The organism is Pseudomonas sp. D5(2026), from assembly GCF_057766845.1.
In genome coordinates this window covers 5029571-5051352 of sequence record NZ_CM173421.1, presented here as the reverse complement: position 1 = coordinate 5051352, position 21782 = coordinate 5029571, and the positions used below count along the sequence as shown (strand labels likewise).

Sequence of the window (21782 nt, the reverse complement as noted above, 5' to 3'; positions counted from 1 at the left end):
AGGCCCGCATGAGCGACTCACTGGAACTCAGCCTGGACGGCGTCGAACGCCGCTCGCTGGCTGACTTCACCGAACAGGCCTACCTCAACTATTCCATGTACGTGATCATGGACCGCGCACTGCCGCACATCGGCGACGGCCTGAAGCCGGTGCAGCGACGCATCGTCTACGCCATGAGCGAGTTGGGGCTCGACGCCGATGCCAAGCACAAGAAGTCGGCGCGTACCGTCGGTGACGTGCTCGGCAAGTTCCATCCCCATGGCGACTCGGCCTGCTACGAGGCCATGGTGCTGATGGCGCAGCCGTTCAGCTACCGCTACACCTTGGTCGATGGCCAGGGTAACTGGGGTGCGCCGGATGATCCGAAGTCGTTCGCCGCCATGCGCTATACCGAGGCGCGGCTGTCGCGCTACGCTGAAGTGCTGCTCAGCGAAGTCGGCCAGGGCACCGTGGACTGGGTACCGAACTTCGACGGCACGTTGCAGGAGCCGGCCGTGCTGCCTGCGCGCCTGCCCAATATCCTACTCAACGGTACCACCGGTATCGCGGTGGGCATGGCCACCGATGTGCCGCCGCACAACCTGCGAGAGGTGGCCAGTGCCTGTGTGCGACTGCTCGATGAGCCCAAGGCAACCATCGAGCAGTTGTGCGAGCATATCCAGGGGCCGGATTACCCGACCGAGGCAGAGATCGTCACGCCGCGGGCAGAAATTCTCAAAATGTACGAAAGCGGCCGCGGCTCGATCCGCATGCGCGCCGTATACCGTGTCGAAGATGGTGACATCGTCGTCACTGCGCTGCCGCACCAGGTCTCCGGGGCCAAAGTGCTGGAGCAGATTGCCGCGCAGATGCAGGCCAAGAAGCTGCCGATGGTCGCCGACCTGCGCGACGAGTCGGACCACGAGAACCCGTGCCGTATCGTCATCATCCCGCGTTCCAACCGCGTGGATGTCGACGAGCTGATGCAGCACCTGTTCGCTACCACTGACCTGGAAAGCACCTACCGGGTCAACGTGAACATCATCGGCCTGGACGGCCGTCCGCAGTTGAAAAACCTGCGAACCATATTGGTAGAGTGGCTGCAATTCCGCACCAACACCGTTCGTCGCCGCCTGCAGCACCGTCTGGACAAGGTCGAAAAGCGTCTGCACCTGTTGGACGGTTTACTCACCGCGTTCCTCAACCTGGATGAAGTGATCCACATCATCCGTACCGAGGAATACCCCAAGCAGGCCCTGATTGAGCGTTTCGAGCTGACCGAGATCCAGGCCGACTACATCCTCGAGACCCGCCTGCGGCAGTTGGCGCGCCTGGAAGAGATGAAGATCCGCGGTGAGCAGGATGAGTTGCTGAAGGAGCAAGCCAAGCTGCAGGCCCTGCTGGGGAGCGAGGCCAAGCTGCGCAAGCTGGTGCGCAGCGAGCTGATCAAGGATGCCGAAACCTATGGCGATGATCGTCGTTCGCCGATCGTAGCGCGTGCCGAAGCCAAAGCGCTGTCGGAAAACGAGCTGATGCCGACCGAGCCCGTCACCGTGGTGCTTTCGGAGAAAGGCTGGGTGCGCTGCGCCAAGGGCCACGATATCGAGGCCACTGGCCTTTCCTACAAGGCCGGCGACGGCTTCAAGGCTGCCGCGGCCGGGCGTTCCAACCAGTTTGCCGTGCTTATCGATTCCACCGGGCGCAGCTACTCGCTGGCCGCCCACAGCCTGCCATCGGCGCGTGGCCAGGGTGAGCCGCTGACTGGCCGTCTGACGCCGCCACCGGGGGCGACTTTCGAATGTGTGTTGTTGCCTGACGACGATGCGCTGTACGTGGTGGCTTCGGATGCCGGTTACGGCTTTGTGGTCAAGGGTGAGGACCTGCAGGCCAAGAACAAGGCCGGCAAAGGCTTGCTCAGCTTGCCCAACGGGGCCAAGGTCATGACCCCGCGCCCAGTGGCCGATCGCGAGCAGGACTGGTTGGCGGCGGTGACCACTGAAGGCCGCCTGCTGGTGTTCAAGGTCAGCGACTTGCCACAGCTGGGTAAAGGCAAGGGCAACAAGATCATTGGCGTGCCGGGTGACCGGGTGGCCAGCCGTGAAGAATTTGTTACCGATCTAGCCGTGATTCCCGAAGGCGCGACCCTTGTATTGCAGGCCGGCAAGCGTACCCTGTCTTTGAAGGCGGACGACCTGGAGCACTACAAGGGCGAGCGCGGACGGCGCGGTAGCAAGCTGCCACGTGGGTTCCAGCGCGTCGATGGGTTGCAGGTGGAAGTGCCGGCATAACCGGTTGTAATGTCTGGAACGGCAATTTCAACGCCGTTTCGGGCAGAAATGCTGGAGTCGGACGGTTATTTCGCGGATGATATGCCCCTTGCGGTGCCGGCGTGGCCGTGTGCCCGTTTGAATATACATGTATCACTGCGGTGTGCCTTGTGGCAGCCGCCTGGATGGGATGATGAAATTTCTGCGCCTTCCATTTGCGCTGTTGATGACTGGCCTGCTGGGCCTTGGCGGGTGCACCATGCATCAGCCGGTTGCCCTGTATCAGCTCGACAGTGGTGATCCTGGCCAGCCTTCGCAGAGCGCGGGCATGGCCGTTGTACTCGGCCCGGTATCGGTGGCCGATTATCTTCAGCGTGAGACGTTCCTGCAGCGTCAAGCTGATGGCAGCCTGAGCGCGGCGACCGACGGTCGCTGGGCTGGCAGCCTTTCATCGGATATCGACCAGCTGCTGGTGCGTCAACTGGCCTGGCGTCTGGACAGCCAGCGCGTAGTGCTGGCCCCGGCGACTGCAGGCTTCAGCCCGGACGTGCAAGTGCTGTTGTCGATCACACGCCTGGACTCGGGCAAGAACCAGCCGGCCATTCTGGATGCCCAGTGGCGTCTGCTGGACCGTCGTGGCCATGTGCGTGACAACCGTATCATTCACCTCGAGCAGCAGCACGAGGGCAGTGAGTCGTCGCAGGTGCAGGCTCAGGGCCAACTGCTGCAAAAGCTGGCCGAACAGCTGAGCACAGCGGTGAAGCCGCTGGCCAACCAGCCGGCGATTGCCGAAGAAGCACCGAAAAAACCCGCTGCACCGACGCAGGTGAAGAAGGGGCCAGAGAAACCCAAAATCCCGATGGCCTCGCCGATTCGCACCGATATGGAAGTTTATCGGTTCTGATCAAACTGGCAGATACAAAAAAGCCCGCATTCGCTGCGGGCTTTTTTGTATCTGCTGTTCCGTCTGAAGCTCGGCGCGGTCTTTGTGGGAGCGGGTTTACCCGCGAAGCAGGCGACGCGTTGCATGGCACCGGTTGCGCCGGTGTTCGAGGGTGAACCCGCTCCTACGGGGGGAGCGCTAACGGTTGGATTTTGCGCCAGTCAAAGCAACCAGCCTGACTTAAGACATACGCTGTAGATGTCGCGTATACCTGTCAGGCACGGTGCTCATGCATGCGCGCCAGTTGCCTTTCCAGCATTGACGGGTAGGGCTCCATGAGCCGCTCCACACAGCACGCGCCTTCGGGGCTGGCGATCGGGCGAATACGCGCACGCTGGCGAATCAGGGCGTCATCGTTGATCTGTCGTTCTACCAGCAACAGGTTGCGGCTGTGCTGCGACAGCGCCAGGGCATCCTGGACTTTCTCGGCAATCAGCAGGTCAACCAGCTCCAGCCCATGCAGGTCGTTGCCCAATACCAGGCCTAGCTGCAGTTGCAGGGTGATGCCGCTATCAGCCACCTCGATCTGCAGGGCGTGGCCCAGGGCACGCAATAGTTCGCCACAGCAAATGGCGTTGGTCAGGTAGTCCTCGCCACACTCGCGGCTGTGGAACAGCACCAGGGTGCTGCCGTCGTTCAGCGTGTGGGTTTCACCGTCGTAGAGCGAGGCCGCGTGCTCCAGGCAATCGCGGTAGCGCTTGGTCAGCTCGTCCAGGCGTGTACGTGGCAGGCGGCGCAGTTGCTCCTGCGAGCCCAGCTGCACGGCAAGTACGGCGCTGTACTGGGGCTCGTCGGACTCGACCTCTGCGTGGGCTTTGGCTGTAGTGTCATCGTCCAGCAGGCCGGCGAAGGCTGCGTCGTCATCTTCGTCTTCCAGGGCAACCTTGGCGCGCGGTACGGCTTTGGGTGCCGGGGCAGCTGCGTGCAGGTCGTCGAACGGCTCGTCATCTTCCTCGGGCTCCGGCTCTGGTGGCGGAGGCGGGGCCAGGCGTGCATGCAGCTGGCGGGCGATGTCGCCGATCTCGTCCTGGCGGTCGGTCGCCGGGGTATACGGCTGCGGGTCGCGCAGCCATACCCGCAACTGCAGCAGTGGCAGGGTGATAAAGCGGCCCTGACGCAAGCTGAGGGCCAAGGCCAGGGCCAGCAGGATGGCGGCCAGAATGCCCATGCTCTGCAGGCTGATCAGCATCGGCTGCTGGAACTGGCTCATGTCCAGGCTGATGCGCAGTTGCCCGGCCGTCACGTCCTGGAACGTGATCTTGGTCTGGTACAGGCCTTCGGCCTCACCCAGCAGGCTGTTGCGCGGGCGCTGGCCGGCTTCGGCGAGGATGCGGTTATCGACGCTGAAGATTGCCGCATGGGCCACCAGCGGGTTTTTCACCAGGTTGCCCAGTAGCACGTTGAGGCTGAGGATGTCGTTGGACACCAGCAGCTCGGTTGCCGATGTGGCGGTCTGGGTGGTCAGGCTTTGGCCCAGGGCATCGGCCTGCTCATGCATGGCCTGCTTGAACTGCAGGCCCATCACGCAGGCGTAGATCACCAGCGCCAGCGCCACCAGGAAAATGTTGGTGCAGGCGATGCGCAGTGCCAGCGGCACGCGACGTTGACTCAAGGCGCGATAGATCATCAGGAAGAAATTGTCTGGTTTGACTGGCGTGGGCCGGTTCACAGAGCTCGGCTCTTAATGGCATGAAAGTGGGGGGAGTATAGCGAGCCGGGTTTTGTCGGCAAAGTATCGTTGGCGCCCGATGGTCATGGAAAATCGGTAGAATGCGCATTTTTCATCGAAGTCGGAGCCAGGTTGTGCGCGAAATCGTCCTGATCAACATCACCGGTGAGGACCGTCCCGGTCTCACTGCGGCTATCACCGGCGTCCTGCTGCAGGGCGGTGTGAGTATCCTCGACATCGGCCTGGCGGTCATGCACGGCACCTTGTCGTTTGGCATCCTGGTCGACATCCCGGACAACGAAGTGGCTACCGCACTGCTGCAAGGCGTGCAGGCAAAAGCCCACGAACTGAACCTGCAGGCCCGTTACACGCCGATTTCCGAGGCGGACTACCAGCACTGGGCCGATGGGCATGGCGAAGCGCGCCACATCGTTACCCTGCTCAGCCGCAAGATCACTCCCGAGCAGCTGCAGCGGGTGAGTGCGGTGATCAGCCAGTACGGCCTGACCATCGAGCGCATGGAGCGCCTCTCGGCCCGGGTGGCACTGGATGCCGAATTCGACAAGGGCAAGGCAGCCGTCGAGATCTCCGTGCGCGGAGTGCCGAGCGATGCCCAGGCCCTGCGTGCGGACTTCTTTGCCCTGGCTGAAGAACTGAGCGTCGACATCGCCTTCCAGAAGGACGATCTGTTCCGCCGCAACCGCCGGCTGGCGGTGTTCGACATGGACTCCACGCTGATCGAGGCCGAAGTCATCGACGAGCTGGCCAAGGCGGCGGGGGTAGGGGAGCAGGTCGCGGCGATCACCGAGCGCGCCATGCGCGGTGAGCTGGACTTCCGCGCCAGCTTCAAAGAGCGCATGGCTTTGCTCAAGGGCCTGGACGTGGGGGTGCTGGACGAGATCGGGGCATCGCTACGCCTGACCGAGGGTGCCGAGAACCTGTTTGCTGAGCTCAAGCGCCTGGGATACAAGACCGCGATTCTGTCCGGTGGCTTTACCTACTTTGCCCGTCAGGTGCAGGCGCGCCTGGGTATCGACTATGTGTTCGCCAATGAGCTTGAAGTGGTCGATGGCAAGGTGACCGGCTTGGCTGTTGAGCCGATTGTCGATGCCCAGCGCAAGGCTGAATTGTTGAAGAAGCTGGCCAGTGAAGAAGGCTTGCAACTGGAGCAGACCATCGCCGTAGGTGATGGCGCCAATGACCTGCCGATGCTGTCGCTGGCCGGGTTGGGTGTGGCGTTCCGTGCCAAGCCGCTGGTGCGCCAGTCGGCCAAGCAGGCGATTTCCACCTTGGGGCTGGATGGGGTGCTGTATCTGCTGGGCCTGCGTGACCGCGACGCCCGTGGCTAGGTTGTCGTCGAATCTTCTGTGCCTGTGAAATCGAGCGCCGCCCGCGCGGCGCATCGCGAGCTACGCTCGCTCCTACGTTTGTTTCGGGCCAGTGACGCCTGTGACAGGCGCGCGCGACCGCCTGGTTCGCGCAACACGATATCGCGTCGTGCGCCATAACGTTCGCGCGCAAATCTCTCAGGACTGATTGGCCCGAAACAAACGTAGGAGCGAGCGTAGCTCGCGATGCGCCGCGCGGGCGGCGCTCGATCTTACAGGCGCAAAATAAACCCCGACATGCACCCCAATGCAAAAACCGTAATCAAGCCTGCAAAGGCGCCGCCAACTGTTGCCCCATGCGCACTGCGGAGCCAGCACCCAGGCTCTCAGCCCATTTCACCTGCTCCGGCCCGAACAGCACGATGGCGGTCGAACCCAGCTTGAAGCGGCCCAGTTCGGCACCTTTCTCCAGGTGGATCGGGGCGCGGCTGGCTTCGTCGTAACGGAAGGTCTTCAGCTCACGCTTGGGCGGCGTGACCAGCCCAGCCCATACCGTTTCGATCGAGGCGACGATCATAGCGCCGACCAGTACCACGGCCATTGGTCCACGCTCTGTATCGAACAGGCAGACCACGCGCTCGTTGCGGGCGAACAGCTCGGGGACATTTTCTGCGGTGGTCTGGTTGACCGAGAACAGACGGCCCGGCACGTAGACCATTTCGCGCAGGGTGCCGGCCAGCGGCATGTGCACGCGGTGGTAGTCCTTGGGCGACAGGTAGATGGTGGCAAACTCGCCGCCCATGAACGGTGCGGCCATGGCCGGATCACCGCCCAGCAGCTCCTGCGCACTGAATCCGTGGCCTTTGGCCTGGAAGATACGGCCGTGCTCGATCGGGCCGAGCTGGCTGACCGCGCCGTCGGCCGGGCACAGGATGGCGCCTGGGGTTTCGTCCAGTGGGCGGGCGCCTGGCTTCAGGGCGCGGGTGAAGAACGCATTGAAGTGCTCGTAAGCGCTCAGGTCTTCGACCAGAGCCTCGCTCATGTTCACCTGGTAGCGCTTGGCGAACCATGCGGTGAAGGCGTTCTTGAACCAGCGCACGCGGCACTCGGCGATGCAGCCGGCCAGCCGCGACAGCAGGTGGTGCGGCAGCAGGTACTGGCTGATGATGAACAGACGGGATTTCATGGGGGTTCCTTAGACTTCTACAGGCGTGTCCGGGTGGTTGCCCCATTCGCCCCACGAGCCGGCGTAGGCCTTGACGCGTGGGTAGCCGAGGGACTTGGCCACCAGGTAAGTGAAACCGGAGCGGCGGTGGGTCTGGCAGTGGGTGATCACTTCCTTGTCGGGGGTGATGCCCAGCTTCTCCAGGACTTCAGCGATGTCCTGACGGATGCGCAGGTGGTCGTTGAAATCCATGCCGGCGGTCCACTCGAAGTTGATCGCGCCGGGGATGTGGCCGCCTTTGGCTGCCAGCACTTTTTCGCCGCTGAATTCCTGCGGGCCGCGCGCATCCCAGATGACCAGGTCATCGGCGCCCAGACGGCTTTGCAGGTACTCGCGGGTGGCGGTGGGTGCGCTGTCGATGTGCAGACGGACCGGGGCGTTGCCACTGGCAGGCACGTCGGTGGACAGCTTGTCTGCCGGCCAGGCCTGGATACCGCCATTGAGGTAGTGGTAGCGCTTGTGGCCGATGACATCGAGCAGCCAGATGAAGCGCCCGGCCCAGCCACCGCCTTCATCGTCGTACACCACATACACGGCATCGGCGCGGTGGCCGAGTTCGCTGAACAGTTTCTCCAGCTCGCCCAGGGCCGGTAGCAGGCCGGGCGCCGGGGGCTGGCCGAGCTGGGTGCGCTTGCCTTCGACAAAGTGCGCGCCGGGAATATGCCCGCTGACATAGCGGTTGGCGCTGCTCAGGTCGACCAGGATCAGTTGCGGCGAATCCAGGCGTGGCAGCAGGTCTGCAGCTTCGATCACCAAGGGCAGGCCGGAAAAGTCGGTCATCCACGGTCTCCAGTGTGGAAAGAGAGGCGATTGTAGCGCAAGGCTCAACCCTTGCGGTTGGTAAACACCGACAAGGCCCGCTCGATGCATTGCGCGGTCTTGCCGAAGGCTTGCACGCTGATATCGGCCATCGGCCGGCAGCCCTGGTCGGCCACCAGCAGCATCAGCACCTGGTCGTTTGCAGCCAGCGAGCGAAGTAGAACATGCTCGCTGCGAAACAAAGCGCGCAGCGGGGCGGGCAGCAGCGCCGAGAACTGGCTGTGGTTTTCCGGTGTGATGCGCAGTTGTCCGGCCTGACTCAGCAGCTTTTGCAGCAGCTTGTTCTGCGATACCTGCAGGGCCAAAGCCCCGGCCTCCTTGGGCAGGCCGGCAATTTGCTGCACGCGCAGGCAGTCACTGGCCTTGTCCAGGCTAAGCAGCATGATGCGTTGCATGCCGCAGGCCAGCAGGGCCTCTTGTGCCTGGGTGGCCAGGTGCACGGCGTTGGTGAACGGGCTGGGTTGGGCCAGCAGGTGCTGGCACAGCGTGCGCCAGCGTGCCAGATCGTCGTTGCTGGGCGGGGGTGGGGCCAGCATATCCGGGTGAGGCCGGCGTTGGTGCCATGGCCAGATCAAAGCCTCGGCCGGGTGGAACAGGGCATGTCGGGCATGGCGGCGGGCACTGGCGGCCGCCTGCTGGTGCACTTGCTGCTGCACGTCTTCCAGCGAGGTTTGCAGGTACAGCGCGGTCAGCAGTTGCCAGCGCAGCAGGTGCGGGTTATCCCAGCCGACCTGTGCCGCCAGGGCCAGGTTGTTGGCCAGCAGCACGGTATTGGCCGGCTGGTTGAACCAGCGTCGCAAGCCGGGCTCGGCGTCCAGGCGGTGCTGTTGGCTGAGCAGGTCTTCGTCGCGGGCAATGTTCAGCACCTTGGCCAGTTGCTCGCGCTCTTCCAGCAGCAGGCGATAACCCTGGGTGACCCACTGGGGCAGGCGCCAATACTCGGCTATGGTCTGGCACAGCGCCATGATGCGCACGCCAAACAGTTCTTCCTCGACGTGGGCGGCGTCTTCACCTTTGTGGATAACCCGCAGTTCCCAGGCGTCGAGCAGCTTGGGGTAGGCCAGTGCCAGTGGCCAGAGTGGCGACAGGAACAGCAGGCTGCCCCAGTGAATCTCTTGCCACAGCCGTGCCAGGCGGCTGGCGAACAGGCCGCTGGCCTGCTGTGCCGCATGCTGGCTGATCATCTGGAACTGGCACAGTACCGGCGGAATCTCCTCCACGGGCAGTGTCGGCAAGCGTTTGAGAAGCTGCTCGCTGCGCTCCAGGCCCAGGCGGTTGAGGGCGACTTCCAGGCTCTCGGCGGGCTCGGCGAGGCTGGCATTGGTGGGGTGATTGGCTTCGCGCATCACTGACAGCACCAGCGCCGGGCTATCTTGCATCAGTTCGGCGATATCGCGCAGCGAGCGGCGGCTATCGTGGATGGCAGCCATGACCCGGTCGTAACTGTGCTTCGGCACGGGGATGCGAACACTCTCGAGCAGCTTTACCCAGGCCTCTAGCGTACGCGGGGCCTGAGTGGGCACCTTGGTTTCAATTGGCATTTTGACATCAGTCCGAACTGGCTTTTCGCATTGAGTGGCTATAGTCTGGCGCAGTTCTGCCGATAAGTAGAAGAAGAGTTTTAAAGCTCCCGTCTCTTCCCCTGACCACGACAGCAAGTGCTTTGAACCTATGGCTAAAATTATCGGCATCATCGTCGTATTCGCGAGCGTGCTCGGCGGCTACGTACTCTCCCACGGCAAGATCGCAGCCCTTATCCAGCCGTTCGAAGTACTGATCATCGGCGGTGCGGCCTTTGGTGCATTCCTGCAGGCCAACCCTGGCCACATGACCATGCATGTCATCAAGAAGTCGATGAAGATGTTCGGCTCGCGCTTCAGCCATGCCTTCTACCTGGAGGTGTTGGGCCTTGTTTACGAAATCCTCAACAAGAGCCGTCGCGAAGGCATGATGGCCATCGAGGCCGACATCGAGGACGCCGCTGCCAGCCCGATCTTCGCCAAGTACCCGACGGTACTGGCCGATGAGCGCATGACTGCGTTCGTCTGTGACTACCTGCGCATCATGTCCACCGGCAACATGGCCCCGCACGAGCTCGAGGGCCTGTTCGACATGGAACTGCTGAGCATGAAAGAAGAGCTGGAGCACCCGTCCCATGCGGTGACCGGCATTGCCGACGGTATGCCCGGCTTCGGTATCGTTGCGGCGGTACTGGGTATCGTGGTGACCATGGCCTCGCTGGGCGATGGCGACCAGGCCGCCATCGGCATGCACGTAGGTGCGGCGCTGGTGGGTACCTTCTTCGGTATTCTGGCGGCTTACGGTTTCTTCGGTCCTTTGGCCAAGTGCCTGGAACACGATGCCAAGGAAGAGCTGAACCTCTACGAATCAATCAAGGCCTCGCTGGTCGCCTCCGCCTCGGGCATGCCACCTTCGCTTGCAGTCGAGTTCGGGCGCAAGGTGCTGTATCCCAAGCATCGCCCAAGCTTCGCCGAACTGGAACAAGCGGTTCGCGGTCGCTGAGTCATGGAGAACAATCAGCCCATCATCGTCAAGCGCGTAAAGCGCTTTGGCGGCGGCCACCATGGTGGCGCCTGGAAAATCGCCTTTGCCGACTTCGCCACGGCGATGATGGCGTTCTTCCTGGTGCTGTGGCTGTTGTCCACGGCCACGCCAGAGCAGAAGATCGCCATTGCCGGCTACTTCAAGGACCCGATCGGTTTCTCGGAAAGCGGCACGCCCTACGTCATCGACCTGGGCGGTTCGCCTGAGCTGGCGCCGGAGAAGACCATCAACCCGGAAGTGAAGGCCGAACCGACGCAGGAGTCCACCACACAGCTAAGCAAGGACCAGGTCGAGACCATGGCCGAGCAGGTGGAGCGTGAGCGTCTGGAGCTGTTGCTGCAGGAACTGCAGAACAAGGTGGAAGAGAATCCACAGTTGCAGAAGTTCAAGGACCAGATCCTGTTCGAGATCACCCAGGACGGCCTGCGCATCCAGATCATGGATGCCGAGAACCGGCCGATGTTCGATATTGGTAGCGCGCGCCTGCAGCCATACTTCGAAGATATCCTGCTGGCCATGGCCGATACCATCAAGGCGGTGCCTAACAAGATCAGCATCAGCGGCCACACCGATGCCAAGCCGTATGCTGGCACCGGTGAGTACGGTAACTGGGAGCTGTCGGCCAACCGCGCCAACGCCGCACGTCGTGCTCTGGTGGCGGGTGGTTACCCAGACAGCCAGGTGGCGCGGGTGGTGGGTTACGCCTCGTCATCGCTGTTCGACCGCAAGGACCCGTTCAACCCGGTCAATCGGCGCATCGACATCATCGTGCTGACCAAGAAAGCCCAGCGCAATATCGAGGGTGAGCAGGGTACGCCACAAGCTCCGGCCGCCGAGCCCGCTGCACCGCCAGCCGGTGACGCGGCGCCAGGGGCTTCGGCACCGGCTGCGCAGAGCGAACAGGCGCCGATGCAGCCGCGTGAACTGCGCCAGAAGCTGAACATCTTCGAAGAGGGTACGCTTAAGATGGATGACGCCAAGGAGCAGTAGGTCCTGGCGGCATCAGGGCTGACAGGGGGTTGGCGGAAAGGTTGAAGCGCCGGTGAGATCGAGCGCCGCCCGCGCGGCGCATCGCGAGCTGCGCTCGCTCCTTGTTTGTTTCGGGCCAATCATTCCTGTGGGATTTGTGCGCGAATGCCTGGGCGCATGTCTCGATATCGCGTGGTACGAGCAGGCGGTCGCGCGCGCCTGCACTGGCGTTACTGGCCCGAAACAAACGTAGGAGCGAGCGCAGCTCGCGATGCGCCGCGCGGGCGGCGCTCGATCTCACCGGCAGCGCAAATGCCACGGCGAGCGTAGCTGTTTCAAGTCAGGCTGGCGATGATCGAGCGATAGCTGTTCATGCGCTGCGGCTTGATGCGCCCCTCTTCCAGTGCCTTGAGCAGCGCGCAGCCCGGTTCGCGGTCATGCTTGCAGTCGCGGAAGCGGCAGGTGCCGAACAAGTCGCGAAACTCGATGAAGCCATCTTCCACGTCGTCGCGGCTGACATGGCCAAGGCCGAACTCGCGAATGCCCGGCGAGTCGATCAGGTCGCCGCCGTTGGGGAAGTGGTACAGCCGCGCCGTGGTGGTGGTGTGAGTACCCTGGCCAGACCATTCCGACAGGTCTCCGACACGGGTGCCGGCGTCCGGCAGCAGGCTGTTGACCAGCGACGACTTGCCTACCCCTGACTGGCCGACGAACACACTGATGTGGCCGTCAAGGAGCTGCTGCAGGCGCTGCATGCCGTCGCCCTGATGTGCCGATACTTCCAGCAGCGGGTAACCCAGCTCGCGGTAGACCTCCAGCAGCGCATGCAGGCCGGGGCCGTTCTCGTCGTTGATCAGGTCGGCCTTGTTCAGCAGCAGCAGCGGACGCAGGCCGGCGTGCTCGGCCGCTACCAGATAGCGGTCGATCAGGTTCGGGTGTGGTTCCGGCGCCGGGGCGAACACGATCACGATCAGGTCGACGTTGGCAGCCACGGGCTTGAGCTGGCCATGGTTGTTCGGCCGGCACAATTCGGTGCTGCGTGGCATCTGTGCCACGATCACGCCAATGCCCTGGTTGCCCGCACGCCATACCACGCGGTCGCCGGTGACCAGTGCTGGCAGGTTGGCACGCAAGTGACAGCGGAACACCTGGCCCGCGGTGTCGCCGTCCTGGGCTTCCACTTCTACCTGTACGCCGAAGTGTGCGATCACCAGGCCAAGTTGCTCCGGCCCCAGGTCGCCACCCTCCAGTTCCTGCAGTGCATGCTGCTCGCGTTTGGCCGCGCGAGCGGCGCGCTCACCCTGGATTTTTTCGATCCGCCAGTTTTGGCGGCGATTGAGCTGGCGTTTGGCCATGAAGGTACCGTAAGAGAGGCCCGGCGTGGGCATTGAAAACGGCACGCAGTTTAGCACGCCAGCCGCTGGACTATTCCGCCCAGCTTTATGCCGTGAATGGGCGTGCCTTGGCCACTAGGCTAATATGATCGCCTATATGAGGAGCCCCTGCATGCAAAACCCACAGAACCTGATCTGGATCGACCTGGAAATGACCGGCCTGGATCCGGACAGCGATGTCATCATCGAAATGGCCACCATCGTCACTGACAGCGAGCTGAACACCTTGGCCGAAGGGCCGGTGATCGCCATCCACCACAGTGACGAAGTGCTGGCGCGCATGGACGAGTGGAATACCCGTACCCATGGTGCTTCGGGGCTGACCCAGCGCGTGCGCGAGAGCAAGATCAGCATGGCCGAAGCCGAGGCACAGACCATCGCCTTCCTTGAGCAGTGGGTGCCTAAAGGCAAGTCGCCGATCTGCGGCAACAGCATTTGCCAGGATCGTCGTTTCCTCTACCGTCACATGCGCAATCTGGAAAACTACTTCCACTACCGCAACCTGGATGTCTCTACGCTGAAGGAACTGGCCGCGCGCTGGGCGCCGAACGTGCGTGACAGCTTCAAGAAGGGCAATACCCACCTGGCGCTTGACGATATCCGCGAATCGATCGCCGAATTGCGTCACTATCGCGAGCACTTCATCAAGTTGTGATTCAAAACGGCGCAGATATTGTATCTGCGCCCCCTTTTGGTGCCTTGGGCAACTGGTTAGACTGCGCGCCTTTCCTGCACGGACCCGCACCATGTTGCTGATGCTCTACCTTATCGCCATTACCGCCGAAGCCATGACTGGCGCGCTGTCTGCCGGGCGTCGCGGCATGGACTGGTTTGGCGTGGTGCTGATCGCCTGCGTTACTGCGCTTGGGGGCGGCTCGGTGCGTGATGTGCTGCTCGGGCACTACCCGCTGACCTGGGTGAAGCACCCTGAGTACCTGGTGCTGACCAGCCTTGCGGCGCTGCTGACCATTTTCATTGCGCCAATGATGCGCCGCCTTCGCTCGCTGTTCCTGGTACTCGATGCCCTGGGGCTGGTGGCATTTACCCTGATTGGCTGCATGACGGCGCTGGAGATGGGGCAGGGCATGCTGGTGGCGTCGATCAGCGGGGTGATCACCGGTGTGTTTGGCGGGATCCTGCGGGATATCTTCTGCAACGACATCCCGCTGGTGTTCCGCCGAGAGCTGTATGCCAGCGTGTCGTTTGCGGCAGCCTGGTTTTATCTGGGTTGCGTGTATTTCAAGGTGCCGGCAGAACAGGCGATGTTGCTCACACTGTTTGGCGGCTTCCTGGTGCGCCTGTTGGCAATCCGCTTCCACTGGGAAATGCCCAAGTTCCACTACAACGACCAGCAGTGACGCAATTTACAAGCGCAACATGGCCCTTGTGGGAGCGGGCGTGCCCGCGAACACCGGCGAAGCCGGTGCCATTACCTGTGTTGCCTGCTTCGCGGGCGCGCCCGCTCCCACAAGGATGGCGCATGCTCTGAGGCTGGTCGCTATTGAGCTCCGTGTCGGGCCAGCGCCCACTCCACATGCTCGCGCACCAATTCCGATTCATCGTCACGCCTGGCCTTCAGCGCCTCGATCACCGGAATCGTCGACGGCGCATTGCCCAACCCTACCGCCAGGTTGCGCAAAAAACGCTCGTACCCCGCCCGCCGCAAAGGCCCGCCCTCGGTCTTGCGCAGGAAGGTGCGTTCGTCCCACAGGAACATCGCCGCCAGGTCCGTATTTTCCAGCCCATGCCGTGGCTGGAAATCCTGCTCCTGGCTGTGCTTGGCAAAGCGGTTCCACGGGCAGACGATCTGACAGTCGTCGCAACCGAACACCCGGTTGCCCATCTTTGCGCGTAACTCGACAGGGATCGCGCCCCTCAGCTCGATGGTCAGGTACGAGATGCAGCGTCGCGCATCCAGCACGTAAGGCCCGACAAACGCCTGTGTCGGGCAGATGTCCAGACAGGCCTGGCAACGCCCGCAGTGTTCGCTGGTGGTGGCTTCGTCCACCGGTAGCGGCAGGTCGACGAACAGTTCGGCAAGAAAGAAATAGCTACCCGCCTTGCGGTTGAGCAGCAGCGTGTTCTTGCCGATCCAGCCCAGCCCGGCCTGTTCGGCCAGGGCTTTTTCCAGTACCGGGGCGCTGTCTACAAACGCGCGGTAGCCGAACGGGCCGACAGCTTCCTGGATGCGGTCGGCGAGGAACTGCACGCGCTTACGCACCAGCTTGTGGTAGTCCCGGCCAAGCGCGTAGCGCGACACGTAGGCCTTTTCCGGCTGGGCCAGACGCTGCGCCATCTGCGTGTCGCCGGGCAGGTAGTCCATACGTAGCGAGACCACGCGTACGGTGCCGGGGATCAGTTGGTCGGGGTGTGACCTTTTGCTGCCGTGGGCGCCCAGGTATTCCATCTCACCCTGATAGCCGGCGTCGAGCCAACGCTGCAGGTGGTGTTCGTGTTCGCCAAGGTCAACCCCGGCGATGCCAACATGGGCAAAACCGAGTTCCTGGCCCCACATCTTGATCGATTGGGCCAATTGGGCGAGGTCAGGTGTGGAGGCGGACATGGATGGGCAAGGCAATACGGGCTCAGGTGCGTATAATTCTGCCAGACATTGGAGCCTTTGACCCCATGCCACAGACCAAACACCCCAGTAATGCCCCTCAATTGCTCAGCAGCGTGACGGTTGCCCGCCTGCCGGCACGGCATGCGCATGCCCACAAAGGCGACTTTGGCCATGTACTGGTGGTCGGTGGCGACCTTGGTACCGGTGGCGCTGTATTGCTCAGCGCCGAAGCCGCCCTGCGTTGCGGCGCCGGGCTGGTCAGCGTGGCAACCCGGCCCGAGCACGTGTCGGCCAGCCTGGCGCGCCTGCCCGAAGTCATGTGCCTGGGTGTCCGTTCGGCCAACCAGCTGATGGGCGTGCTGGAGCGCGCCTCGGTACTGGTGGTCGGGCCCGGCCTGGGGCAGGCGGCGTGGGGCTGCAGCCTGTTGTCGGCGGTGGCCAACGCCCAGCGGCCGCAAGTGTGGGATGCCGATGCCTTGAATTTGCTGGCGCGCACCCCGCTGGCCCTGCCCAGTGGCAGCATCCTTACCCCGCACCCGGGGGAGGCGGCGCGGCTGCTGGGTATTTCCACCGAGGCGGTGCAGGCCGACCGCCCTGGCGCCGCGCGCAAGCTGGCGCGCCGTTATAACAGCGTCTGTGTACTCAAAGGTGCCGGCACACTGGTGGCAGCCCCAAGCGGCCAACTGGCTGTGTGCGAGCGCGGGCACCCGGCGATGGCCGGCGCCGGTCTGGGCGATGTGCTGACTGGCGTGTTGGCGGCACTGGTGGCCCAAGGCCTGGATGCCTGGGGCGCGGGTTGTCTGGGGGTGTGGTTGCACGCCTGTGCCGGCGAGCGCCTTGGGATAAAAGGTAGAGGCCTGGCGGCCAGTGATCTGGCGCCGGTCATTCGTGAGTTGTTGGAGGAGCATTCTGCGTGTCTGGCTTAAATCTGTTTCTGGCCGATGAAGAGGCCACGGTCAAATTCGGTGCAGCACTGGCCGAGGTGACCGGTGGTCGCGGCGTGATTTTCCTTGAAGGCGACCTGGGTGCGGGTAAAACTACCCTGTCGCGTGGCCTGATCCGCGGTCTGGGCCATACTGGTGCTGTGAAAAGCCCGACATTCACCGTGGTCGAACCCTATGAAATCGGCGAGGTCCGAGCCTTTCACTTCGACCTGTATCGCCTGGTCGACCCGGAGGAGCTTGAGTTCATGGGCATTCGTGACTATTTCGAAGGCGACCCGCTGTGCCTGTTCGAATGGCCACAAAAGGGTGCGGGCGTTTTGCCAAAGCCTGACCTGACCATTACCATAAGCCCCCAAGCGAGTGGACGCTCGCTGAACCTTTCGCCGCAGGGGGCTCGCGGCGAGGCCTGGTGCGTGGCACTGGCCGAACACTATAAACAGTAAGTGGGGTAGGTATGCGCATACGCGCACTGGTCGCCATCGTTGGGCTGCTGCTGACAACGGTGACCGTTGACGCTCTGGCCGTCACTCAAGTCAAGAGCATGCGCCTGTGGCGCGCACCGGACAACACGCGGCTGGTTTTCGACCTGTCTGGCCCCGTGCAGCACAGTGTCTTCACCCTGAGCGCACCCGATCGTCTGGTCATCGACATCAATGGCGCAACACTGGCCGCGCCACTGAATGTGGCTACCTCCAACACGCCGATAAGCAATGTGCGTTCGGCCCAGCGTACGCCAACCGACCTTCGGGTTGTGATCGACCTGAAAAAGTCGGTAACCCCGAAAAGCTTCACCTTGGCGCCCAATGCACAGTACGGCAACCGCTTGGTGGTCGATCTGTATGACCAGGAAGCTGACGCTATCGCGGCCAGCGCGCCACCGCCTGCACGGGCACCTGTGCAAACGCCTGCGACCACGCCGGCGGTGCCAGTGACGCCGGCCCAGCCGGCGATCAAGCTGCCCCCGGTACCCAGTGGCAAGCGTGACATCGTGGTTGCTATCGATGCCGGGCATGGCGGCGAAGACCCTGGCGCTTCCGGCTCGCGTGGCCAACACGAGAAAGACATCGTGTTGCAAATCGCCAAAGAACTGCAGCGTCAGATCAACAGCGAAAAAGGTTTCCGTGCTGAGCTGACCCGCACCGGCGATTACTTCATCCCGCTGCGCAAGCGTACGGAAATCGCCCGCAAGAAAGGCGCCGACCTGTTCATTTCGATTCACGCCGATGCGGCCCCGTCGCGCGCAGCCTTTGGCGCCTCGGTGTTCGCCCTGTCCGATCGTGGCGCCACCTCCGAGACTGCGCGCTGGCTGGCCGACACGGAAAACCGCTCCGACTTGATCGGTGGTGCGGGTAATGTCAGCCTCGACGACAAGGACCGCATGCTCGCTGGTGTGCTGCTTGATCTGTCGATGACAGCTACGCTCAGTTCCAGCCTCAACGTGGGGCAAAAGGTATTGGGCAACATGGGGCGCGTCACCTCGTTGCACAAGCAGCGCGTTGAACAGGCCGGTTTCATGGTGCTTAAGTCGCCAGACATCCCGTCGATCCTCGTTGAAACCGGGTTCATCTCGAACAACAACGAAGCCGCCAAGCTGGCCTCATCCAGCCACCAGCAGGCTCTGGCCAGGTCGATCCGCACCGGGGTGCACCAGTACTTCCAGCAGAACCCGCCACCTGGCACCTATATCGCCTGGCTGCGTGACACCGGCAAGATTGCCGCCGGTCCGCGTGAACACACCGTGCGCCCTGGCGAAACCCTGGCGATGCTCGCCGTGCGTTACCAGGTCAGTGTGGCCAGCCTGCGCAGCACCAACAAGCTGAAGACCGATGAGCTGAAGGTTGGTCAGCGCCTCGACGTGCCCGCCACAACCTTGGCCGCGCAATAATGAGTGGCGGTTCGCGAATTCAGCTGCTCAGCCCGCGGCTGGCCAACCAGATTGCTGCCGGCGAGGTTGTGGAGCGCCCGGCATCTGTAGCCAAGGAGCTGCTGGAAAACAGCCTGGACTCCGGTGCCCGGCGCATCGATGTGGAAGTAGAGCAGGGCGGCGTCAAACTGCTGAAGGTGCGGGACGATGGCAGCGGCATTTCTGCCGACGACCTGCCGCTGGCCCTGGCCCGCCACGCCACCAGCAAGATCCGCGAGCTGGAAGACCTTGAAGGGGTATTGAGCCTGGGTTTCCGTGGCGAGGCTTTGGCCTCGATCAGTTCGGTGGCGCGCCTGACCCTGACCTCGCGTACCGCCAGTGCCAGCGAGGCCTGGCAAGTAGAAACCGAAGGTCGCGACATGACGCCGCGGGTGCAGCCGGCGGCGCACCCGGTCGGTACTTCGGTGGAAGTGCGCGATTTGTTCTTCAATACCCCGGCCCGACGCAAGTTCCTCAAGGCCGAGAAAACCGAATTCGATCACTTGCAGGAAGTGATCCGCCGGCTGGCGCTGGCCCGTTTCGATGTCGCCTTCCACCTGCGCCACAACGGCAAGAGCATCCTTAGCCTGCACGAGGCCCACGACGAAGTCGCCCGTGCGCGGAGGGTGGGTGCCATCTGTGGCCCTGGCTTCATGGAGCAGGCGCTGCCGATCGACGTGGAGCGCAACGGCCTGCGCCTTTGGGGCTGGGTCGGTTTGCCGACGTTCTCGCGCAGCCAGGCTGACCTGCAGTACTTCTTCGTCAATGGCCGGGCAGTGCGCGACAAACTGGTCGCCCATGCTGTGCGTCAGGCTTACCGGGACGTGCTGTTCAACGGCCGCCACCCCACGTTCGTGCTGTTCCTGGAGCTGGAGCCCAACGGCGTCGATGTGAACGTGCATCCTACCAAGCATGAAGTGCGATTCCGTGAAGGGCGCTCGGTGCACGACTTCCTGTATGGCACCTTGCACCGTGCCTTGGCCGACGTGCGCCCGGAAGACCAGCTGGCCGCACCTGCGGCGGTGCCTGAGCTGGTTCGCCCCACTGGCCAGCAGGCCGGTGAGTTCGGGCCCCAGGGTGAAATGCGCCTGGCCTCGCCGGTGCTTGAACAGCCTCGAGCCCCACAGCAGTCGTTTTCCAATGGTGGCAGTGGCGCCGGTTACCAATATCAATACACCCCACGTCCCTCACAGCCGCTGCCGGCCGCAGAGGCACAGGCGGTGTATCGCGAGTTCTACAAGCCACTGGAAACCGGTGCAGCGCCTGCGACGGCCCTGCCCGAAAGCCAGGGCGACATTCCCCCGCTAGGCTACGCACTGGCGCAGCTCAAGGGCATCTACATCCTGGCCGAAAATGCTGTTGGCCTGGTGCTGGTGGACATGCACGCCGCCCACGAGCGGATAATGTACGAGCGCCTCAAGGTAGCCATGGCCAGCGAGGGTCTGAGCGGCCAGCCGCTACTGGTGCCGGAAACCCTTGCCCTTAGCCAGCGTGAAGCCGACTGTGCCGAAGAGCATGCCCAGTGGTTCCAGCGCCTGGGCTTCGAATTGCAGCGCCTGGGCCCCGAGACCTTGGCGATTCGCCAGATCCCGGCCTTGCTCAAGCAAGCCGAAGCCAATCGCCTGGTGCAGGACGTGCTTGCCGACCTTATGGAGTACGGCACCAGTGATCGCATTCAGGCGCACCTCAACGAACTGCTCGGTACCATGGCCTGCCACGGTGCCGTGCGCGCCAACCGGCGCCTGGCAATTCCCGAGATGAACGCCCTGCTGCGCGATATGGAAAACACCGAGCGCAGCGGCCAGTGCAACCATGGCCGTCCTACCTGGACCCAGATGGGCCTGGACGATCTGGACAAACTTTTCCTGCGCGGTCGATGAAATGAGCGGCAAGCCCCCTGCAATATTCCTGATGGGCCCGACGGCGGCCGGCAAGACCGACCTTGCCATCGAACTGACCACAGTGCTGCCGTGTGAACTGATCAGCGTCGATTCGGCACTTGTCTACCGTGGCATGGATATCGGTTCGGCCAAACCGTCGAAAGAAATCCTCGCCGCCCACCCGCACCGGCTGATCGACATTCGCGACCCGGCCGAGAGCTATTCGGCCGCGCAGTTCCGTACCGACGCCCTGGAGGCCATGGCCGAGATCACCGCGCGCGGCAAGATCCCGCTGCTGGTCGGTGGCACCATGCTCTATTACAAGGCGTTGATCGATGGCTTGGCCGACATGCCAGCGGCCGATGCGGCGGTGCGCGCCGAGCTGGAGGCACAGGCTGAAGCCCTGGGCCTGGCCGAGCTGCACCGCCAGTTGGCCGAGGTTGACCCAGAGTCAGCGGCACGTATTCACCCCAATGACCCGCAGCGGCTGATCCGGGCGTTGGAGGTGTACCGGGTGAGCGGTGAGAGCATGACAGTTCATCGCCGGCGTCAATTCGCGGAAAGTCGCGGCGCAGACGCAGGCGCTGGCGGACAATTGCCCTATACTGTCGCCAGTTTGGCGATTGCTCCTACAGATCGTCACATTTTGCATCAGCGAATTGCGTTACGATTTTCGCAGATGCTGGAACAGGGCTTCGTTGACGAGGTCCGATCGCTGCGAGCCAGAAGTGACTTGCACGCCGGGCTGCCGTCTATACGGGCAGTGGGTTATCGGCAAGTCTGGGATTACCTGGATGGCAAGCTGACTGAGAATGAGATGCGTGAACGCGGTATCATTGCTACCCGGCAGCTGGCCAAGCGGCAGTTCACCTGGTTGCGTGGCTGGCCTGAAGTGCACTGGCTTGACAGCCTGGCCTGCGACAATCTGTCCCGCACCTTGAAATACCTTGGGGCCATCTCCATATTGAGCTGAGTCCCTGCTGATTGCCGTCTATTCTTGCGAAGGGGCGGCCTAATTTATCGATTTTATTGAATTTCTATTATTTATCCTTACAGGAGTGCGGCATATGTCAAAAGGGCATTCGCTACAAGACCCTTACTTGAACACCTTGAGAAAAGAAAAGGTCCCGGTATCCATTTACCTGGTCAACGGTATCAAACTGCAGGGCTCGATCGAATCGTTCGACCAGTTCGTGGTATTGCTGAAGAACACCGTCAGCCAGATGGTCTACAAGCACGCCATCTCGACCGTAGTTCCGGCCCGTCCGGTCCGCCTGCCAAGCCCGTCCGACAGCGAGCACGGCGACAGCGAGCCAGGCAACGCCTGATAGGAG

Annotated in this window: 19 protein-coding genes; 13 read left to right on the top strand and 6 right to left on the bottom strand. The window is 62.8% G+C overall.

Annotated features, from left to right (window positions below):
• Positions 1-8 precede the first annotated feature (8 nt).
• Both parC and AC3B5Q_RS23365 read left to right on the top strand, forming a co-directional pair.
• Positions 9-2267: a DNA topoisomerase IV subunit A gene (gene parC, locus AC3B5Q_RS23370; protein ID WP_488392756.1), complete on the top strand. Its 2259-nt coding sequence runs from the start codon at positions 9-11 to the stop codon at positions 2265-2267.
• A gap of 172 nt (positions 2268-2439) precedes the next feature.
• On the top strand, positions 2440-3150 hold the full coding sequence (locus tag AC3B5Q_RS23365; RefSeq protein WP_233689513.1) for a PqiC family protein: 711 nt from the start codon (positions 2440-2442) through the stop codon (positions 3148-3150).
• A 253-nt stretch (positions 3151-3403) separates the two neighbouring features.
• On the opposite strand, the gene AC3B5Q_RS23360 is transcribed toward AC3B5Q_RS23365, so the two are convergent.
• Complete coding sequence (locus AC3B5Q_RS23360; protein WP_021783864.1) at positions 3404-4858, bottom strand: hypothetical protein; 1455 nt, start codon at positions 4856-4858, stop codon at positions 3404-3406.
• A 134-nt stretch (positions 4859-4992) separates the two neighbouring features.
• Here AC3B5Q_RS23360 and serB point away from each other — a divergent pair, with 134 nt between their 5' ends.
• A complete protein-coding gene (serB, locus tag AC3B5Q_RS23355) occupies positions 4993-6207 on the top strand; it encodes a phosphoserine phosphatase SerB (protein WP_021783865.1) in 1215 nt (404 codons plus the stop codon).
• A gap of 301 nt (positions 6208-6508) precedes the next feature.
• On the opposite strand, the gene asd is transcribed toward serB, so the two are convergent.
• The 3 genes from asd to AC3B5Q_RS23340 are packed head-to-tail and all read right to left on the bottom strand — an operon-like array spanning position 6509 to position 9771.
• Positions 6509-7372, bottom strand: coding sequence for an archaetidylserine decarboxylase (asd, locus tag AC3B5Q_RS23350; RefSeq protein ID WP_021783866.1), 864 nt, complete (start codon positions 7370-7372; stop codon positions 6509-6511).
• Positions 7373-7381: 9 nt separating this feature from the next.
• The gene (locus tag AC3B5Q_RS23345; RefSeq protein ID WP_021783867.1) at positions 7382-8191 is read right to left on the bottom strand and encodes a rhodanese-like domain-containing protein; all 810 of its coding nucleotides are present in this window, start codon (positions 8189-8191) and stop codon (positions 7382-7384) included.
• 44 nt (positions 8192-8235) lie between these two features.
• Positions 8236-9771, bottom strand: a complete 1536-nt coding sequence (locus AC3B5Q_RS23340) for an HDOD domain-containing protein (protein WP_021783868.1) — start codon at positions 9769-9771, stop codon at positions 8236-8238.
• Between the two features lie 130 nt (positions 9772-9901).
• Between AC3B5Q_RS23340 and motA the strand changes: the two genes are divergently transcribed.
• Together motA and motB are read left to right on the top strand one after the other, a co-directional pair.
• Positions 9902-10753: a flagellar motor stator protein MotA gene (gene motA / locus AC3B5Q_RS23335; RefSeq protein WP_003249507.1), complete on the top strand. Its 852-nt coding sequence runs from the start codon at positions 9902-9904 to the stop codon at positions 10751-10753.
• 3 nt (positions 10754-10756) lie between these two features.
• Entirely contained in the window at positions 10757-11785 is a 1029-nt protein-coding gene (motB, locus tag AC3B5Q_RS23330; RefSeq protein WP_021783869.1) for a flagellar motor protein MotB, read from the top strand.
• 314 nt (positions 11786-12099) lie between these two features.
• Here the strand turns inward: motB and rsgA are convergent, their stop codons facing one another.
• The gene (rsgA, locus tag AC3B5Q_RS23325) at positions 12100-13119 is read right to left on the bottom strand and encodes a small ribosomal subunit biogenesis GTPase RsgA (RefSeq protein WP_031322455.1); all 1020 of its coding nucleotides are present in this window, start codon (positions 13117-13119) and stop codon (positions 12100-12102) included.
• Between the two features lie 151 nt (positions 13120-13270).
• Here rsgA and orn point away from each other — a divergent pair, with 151 nt between their 5' ends.
• Positions 13271-13813, top strand: coding sequence for an oligoribonuclease (orn, locus tag AC3B5Q_RS23320; protein ID WP_021783870.1), 543 nt, complete (start codon positions 13271-13273; stop codon positions 13811-13813).
• Between the two features lie 91 nt (positions 13814-13904).
• Positions 13905-14516: a trimeric intracellular cation channel family protein gene (locus tag AC3B5Q_RS23315; protein WP_021783871.1), complete on the top strand. Its 612-nt coding sequence runs from the start codon at positions 13905-13907 to the stop codon at positions 14514-14516.
• A 140-nt stretch (positions 14517-14656) separates the two neighbouring features.
• Here the strand turns inward: AC3B5Q_RS23315 and queG are convergent, their stop codons facing one another.
• Positions 14657-15721 carry a tRNA epoxyqueuosine(34) reductase QueG gene (gene queG, locus AC3B5Q_RS23310; RefSeq protein WP_084851633.1) on the bottom strand — a complete coding sequence of 355 codons (1065 nt, stop codon included), beginning with the start codon at positions 15719-15721 and terminating at the stop codon, positions 14657-14659.
• Between the two features lie 65 nt (positions 15722-15786).
• Here queG and AC3B5Q_RS23305 point away from each other — a divergent pair, with 65 nt between their 5' ends.
• From AC3B5Q_RS23305 to hfq, 6 genes are all read left to right on the top strand, one after another.
• Positions 15787-16647 (top strand): NAD(P)H-hydrate dehydratase, encoded by an 861-nt coding sequence (locus AC3B5Q_RS23305; RefSeq protein ID WP_028698113.1) that lies wholly within the window; start codon positions 15787-15789, stop codon positions 16645-16647.
• Entirely contained in the window at positions 16635-17108 is a 474-nt protein-coding gene (gene tsaE, locus AC3B5Q_RS23300) for a tRNA (adenosine(37)-N6)-threonylcarbamoyltransferase complex ATPase subunit type 1 TsaE (RefSeq protein ID WP_003249523.1), read from the top strand. Before AC3B5Q_RS23305 ends, tsaE begins: the two co-directional genes overlap by 13 nt.
• An 11-nt stretch (positions 17109-17119) precedes the next feature.
• Positions 17120-18550 (top strand): N-acetylmuramoyl-L-alanine amidase, encoded by a 1431-nt coding sequence (locus AC3B5Q_RS23295; RefSeq protein WP_021783874.1) that lies wholly within the window; start codon positions 17120-17122, stop codon positions 18548-18550.
• The gene (gene mutL, locus AC3B5Q_RS23290; RefSeq protein ID WP_021783875.1) at positions 18550-20448 is read left to right on the top strand and encodes a DNA mismatch repair endonuclease MutL; all 1899 of its coding nucleotides are present in this window, start codon (positions 18550-18552) and stop codon (positions 20446-20448) included. The genes AC3B5Q_RS23295 and mutL overlap by 1 nt, the downstream gene beginning before the upstream one ends.
• Before the next feature lies 1 nt (position 20449).
• Complete coding sequence (gene miaA / locus AC3B5Q_RS23285) at positions 20450-21421, top strand: tRNA (adenosine(37)-N6)-dimethylallyltransferase MiaA (RefSeq protein ID WP_021783876.1); 972 nt, start codon at positions 20450-20452, stop codon at positions 21419-21421.
• A gap of 94 nt (positions 21422-21515) precedes the next feature.
• Positions 21516-21776: an RNA chaperone Hfq gene (gene hfq, locus AC3B5Q_RS23280; protein WP_003258160.1), complete on the top strand. Its 261-nt coding sequence runs from the start codon at positions 21516-21518 to the stop codon at positions 21774-21776.
• Positions 21777-21782 lie beyond the last annotated feature (6 nt).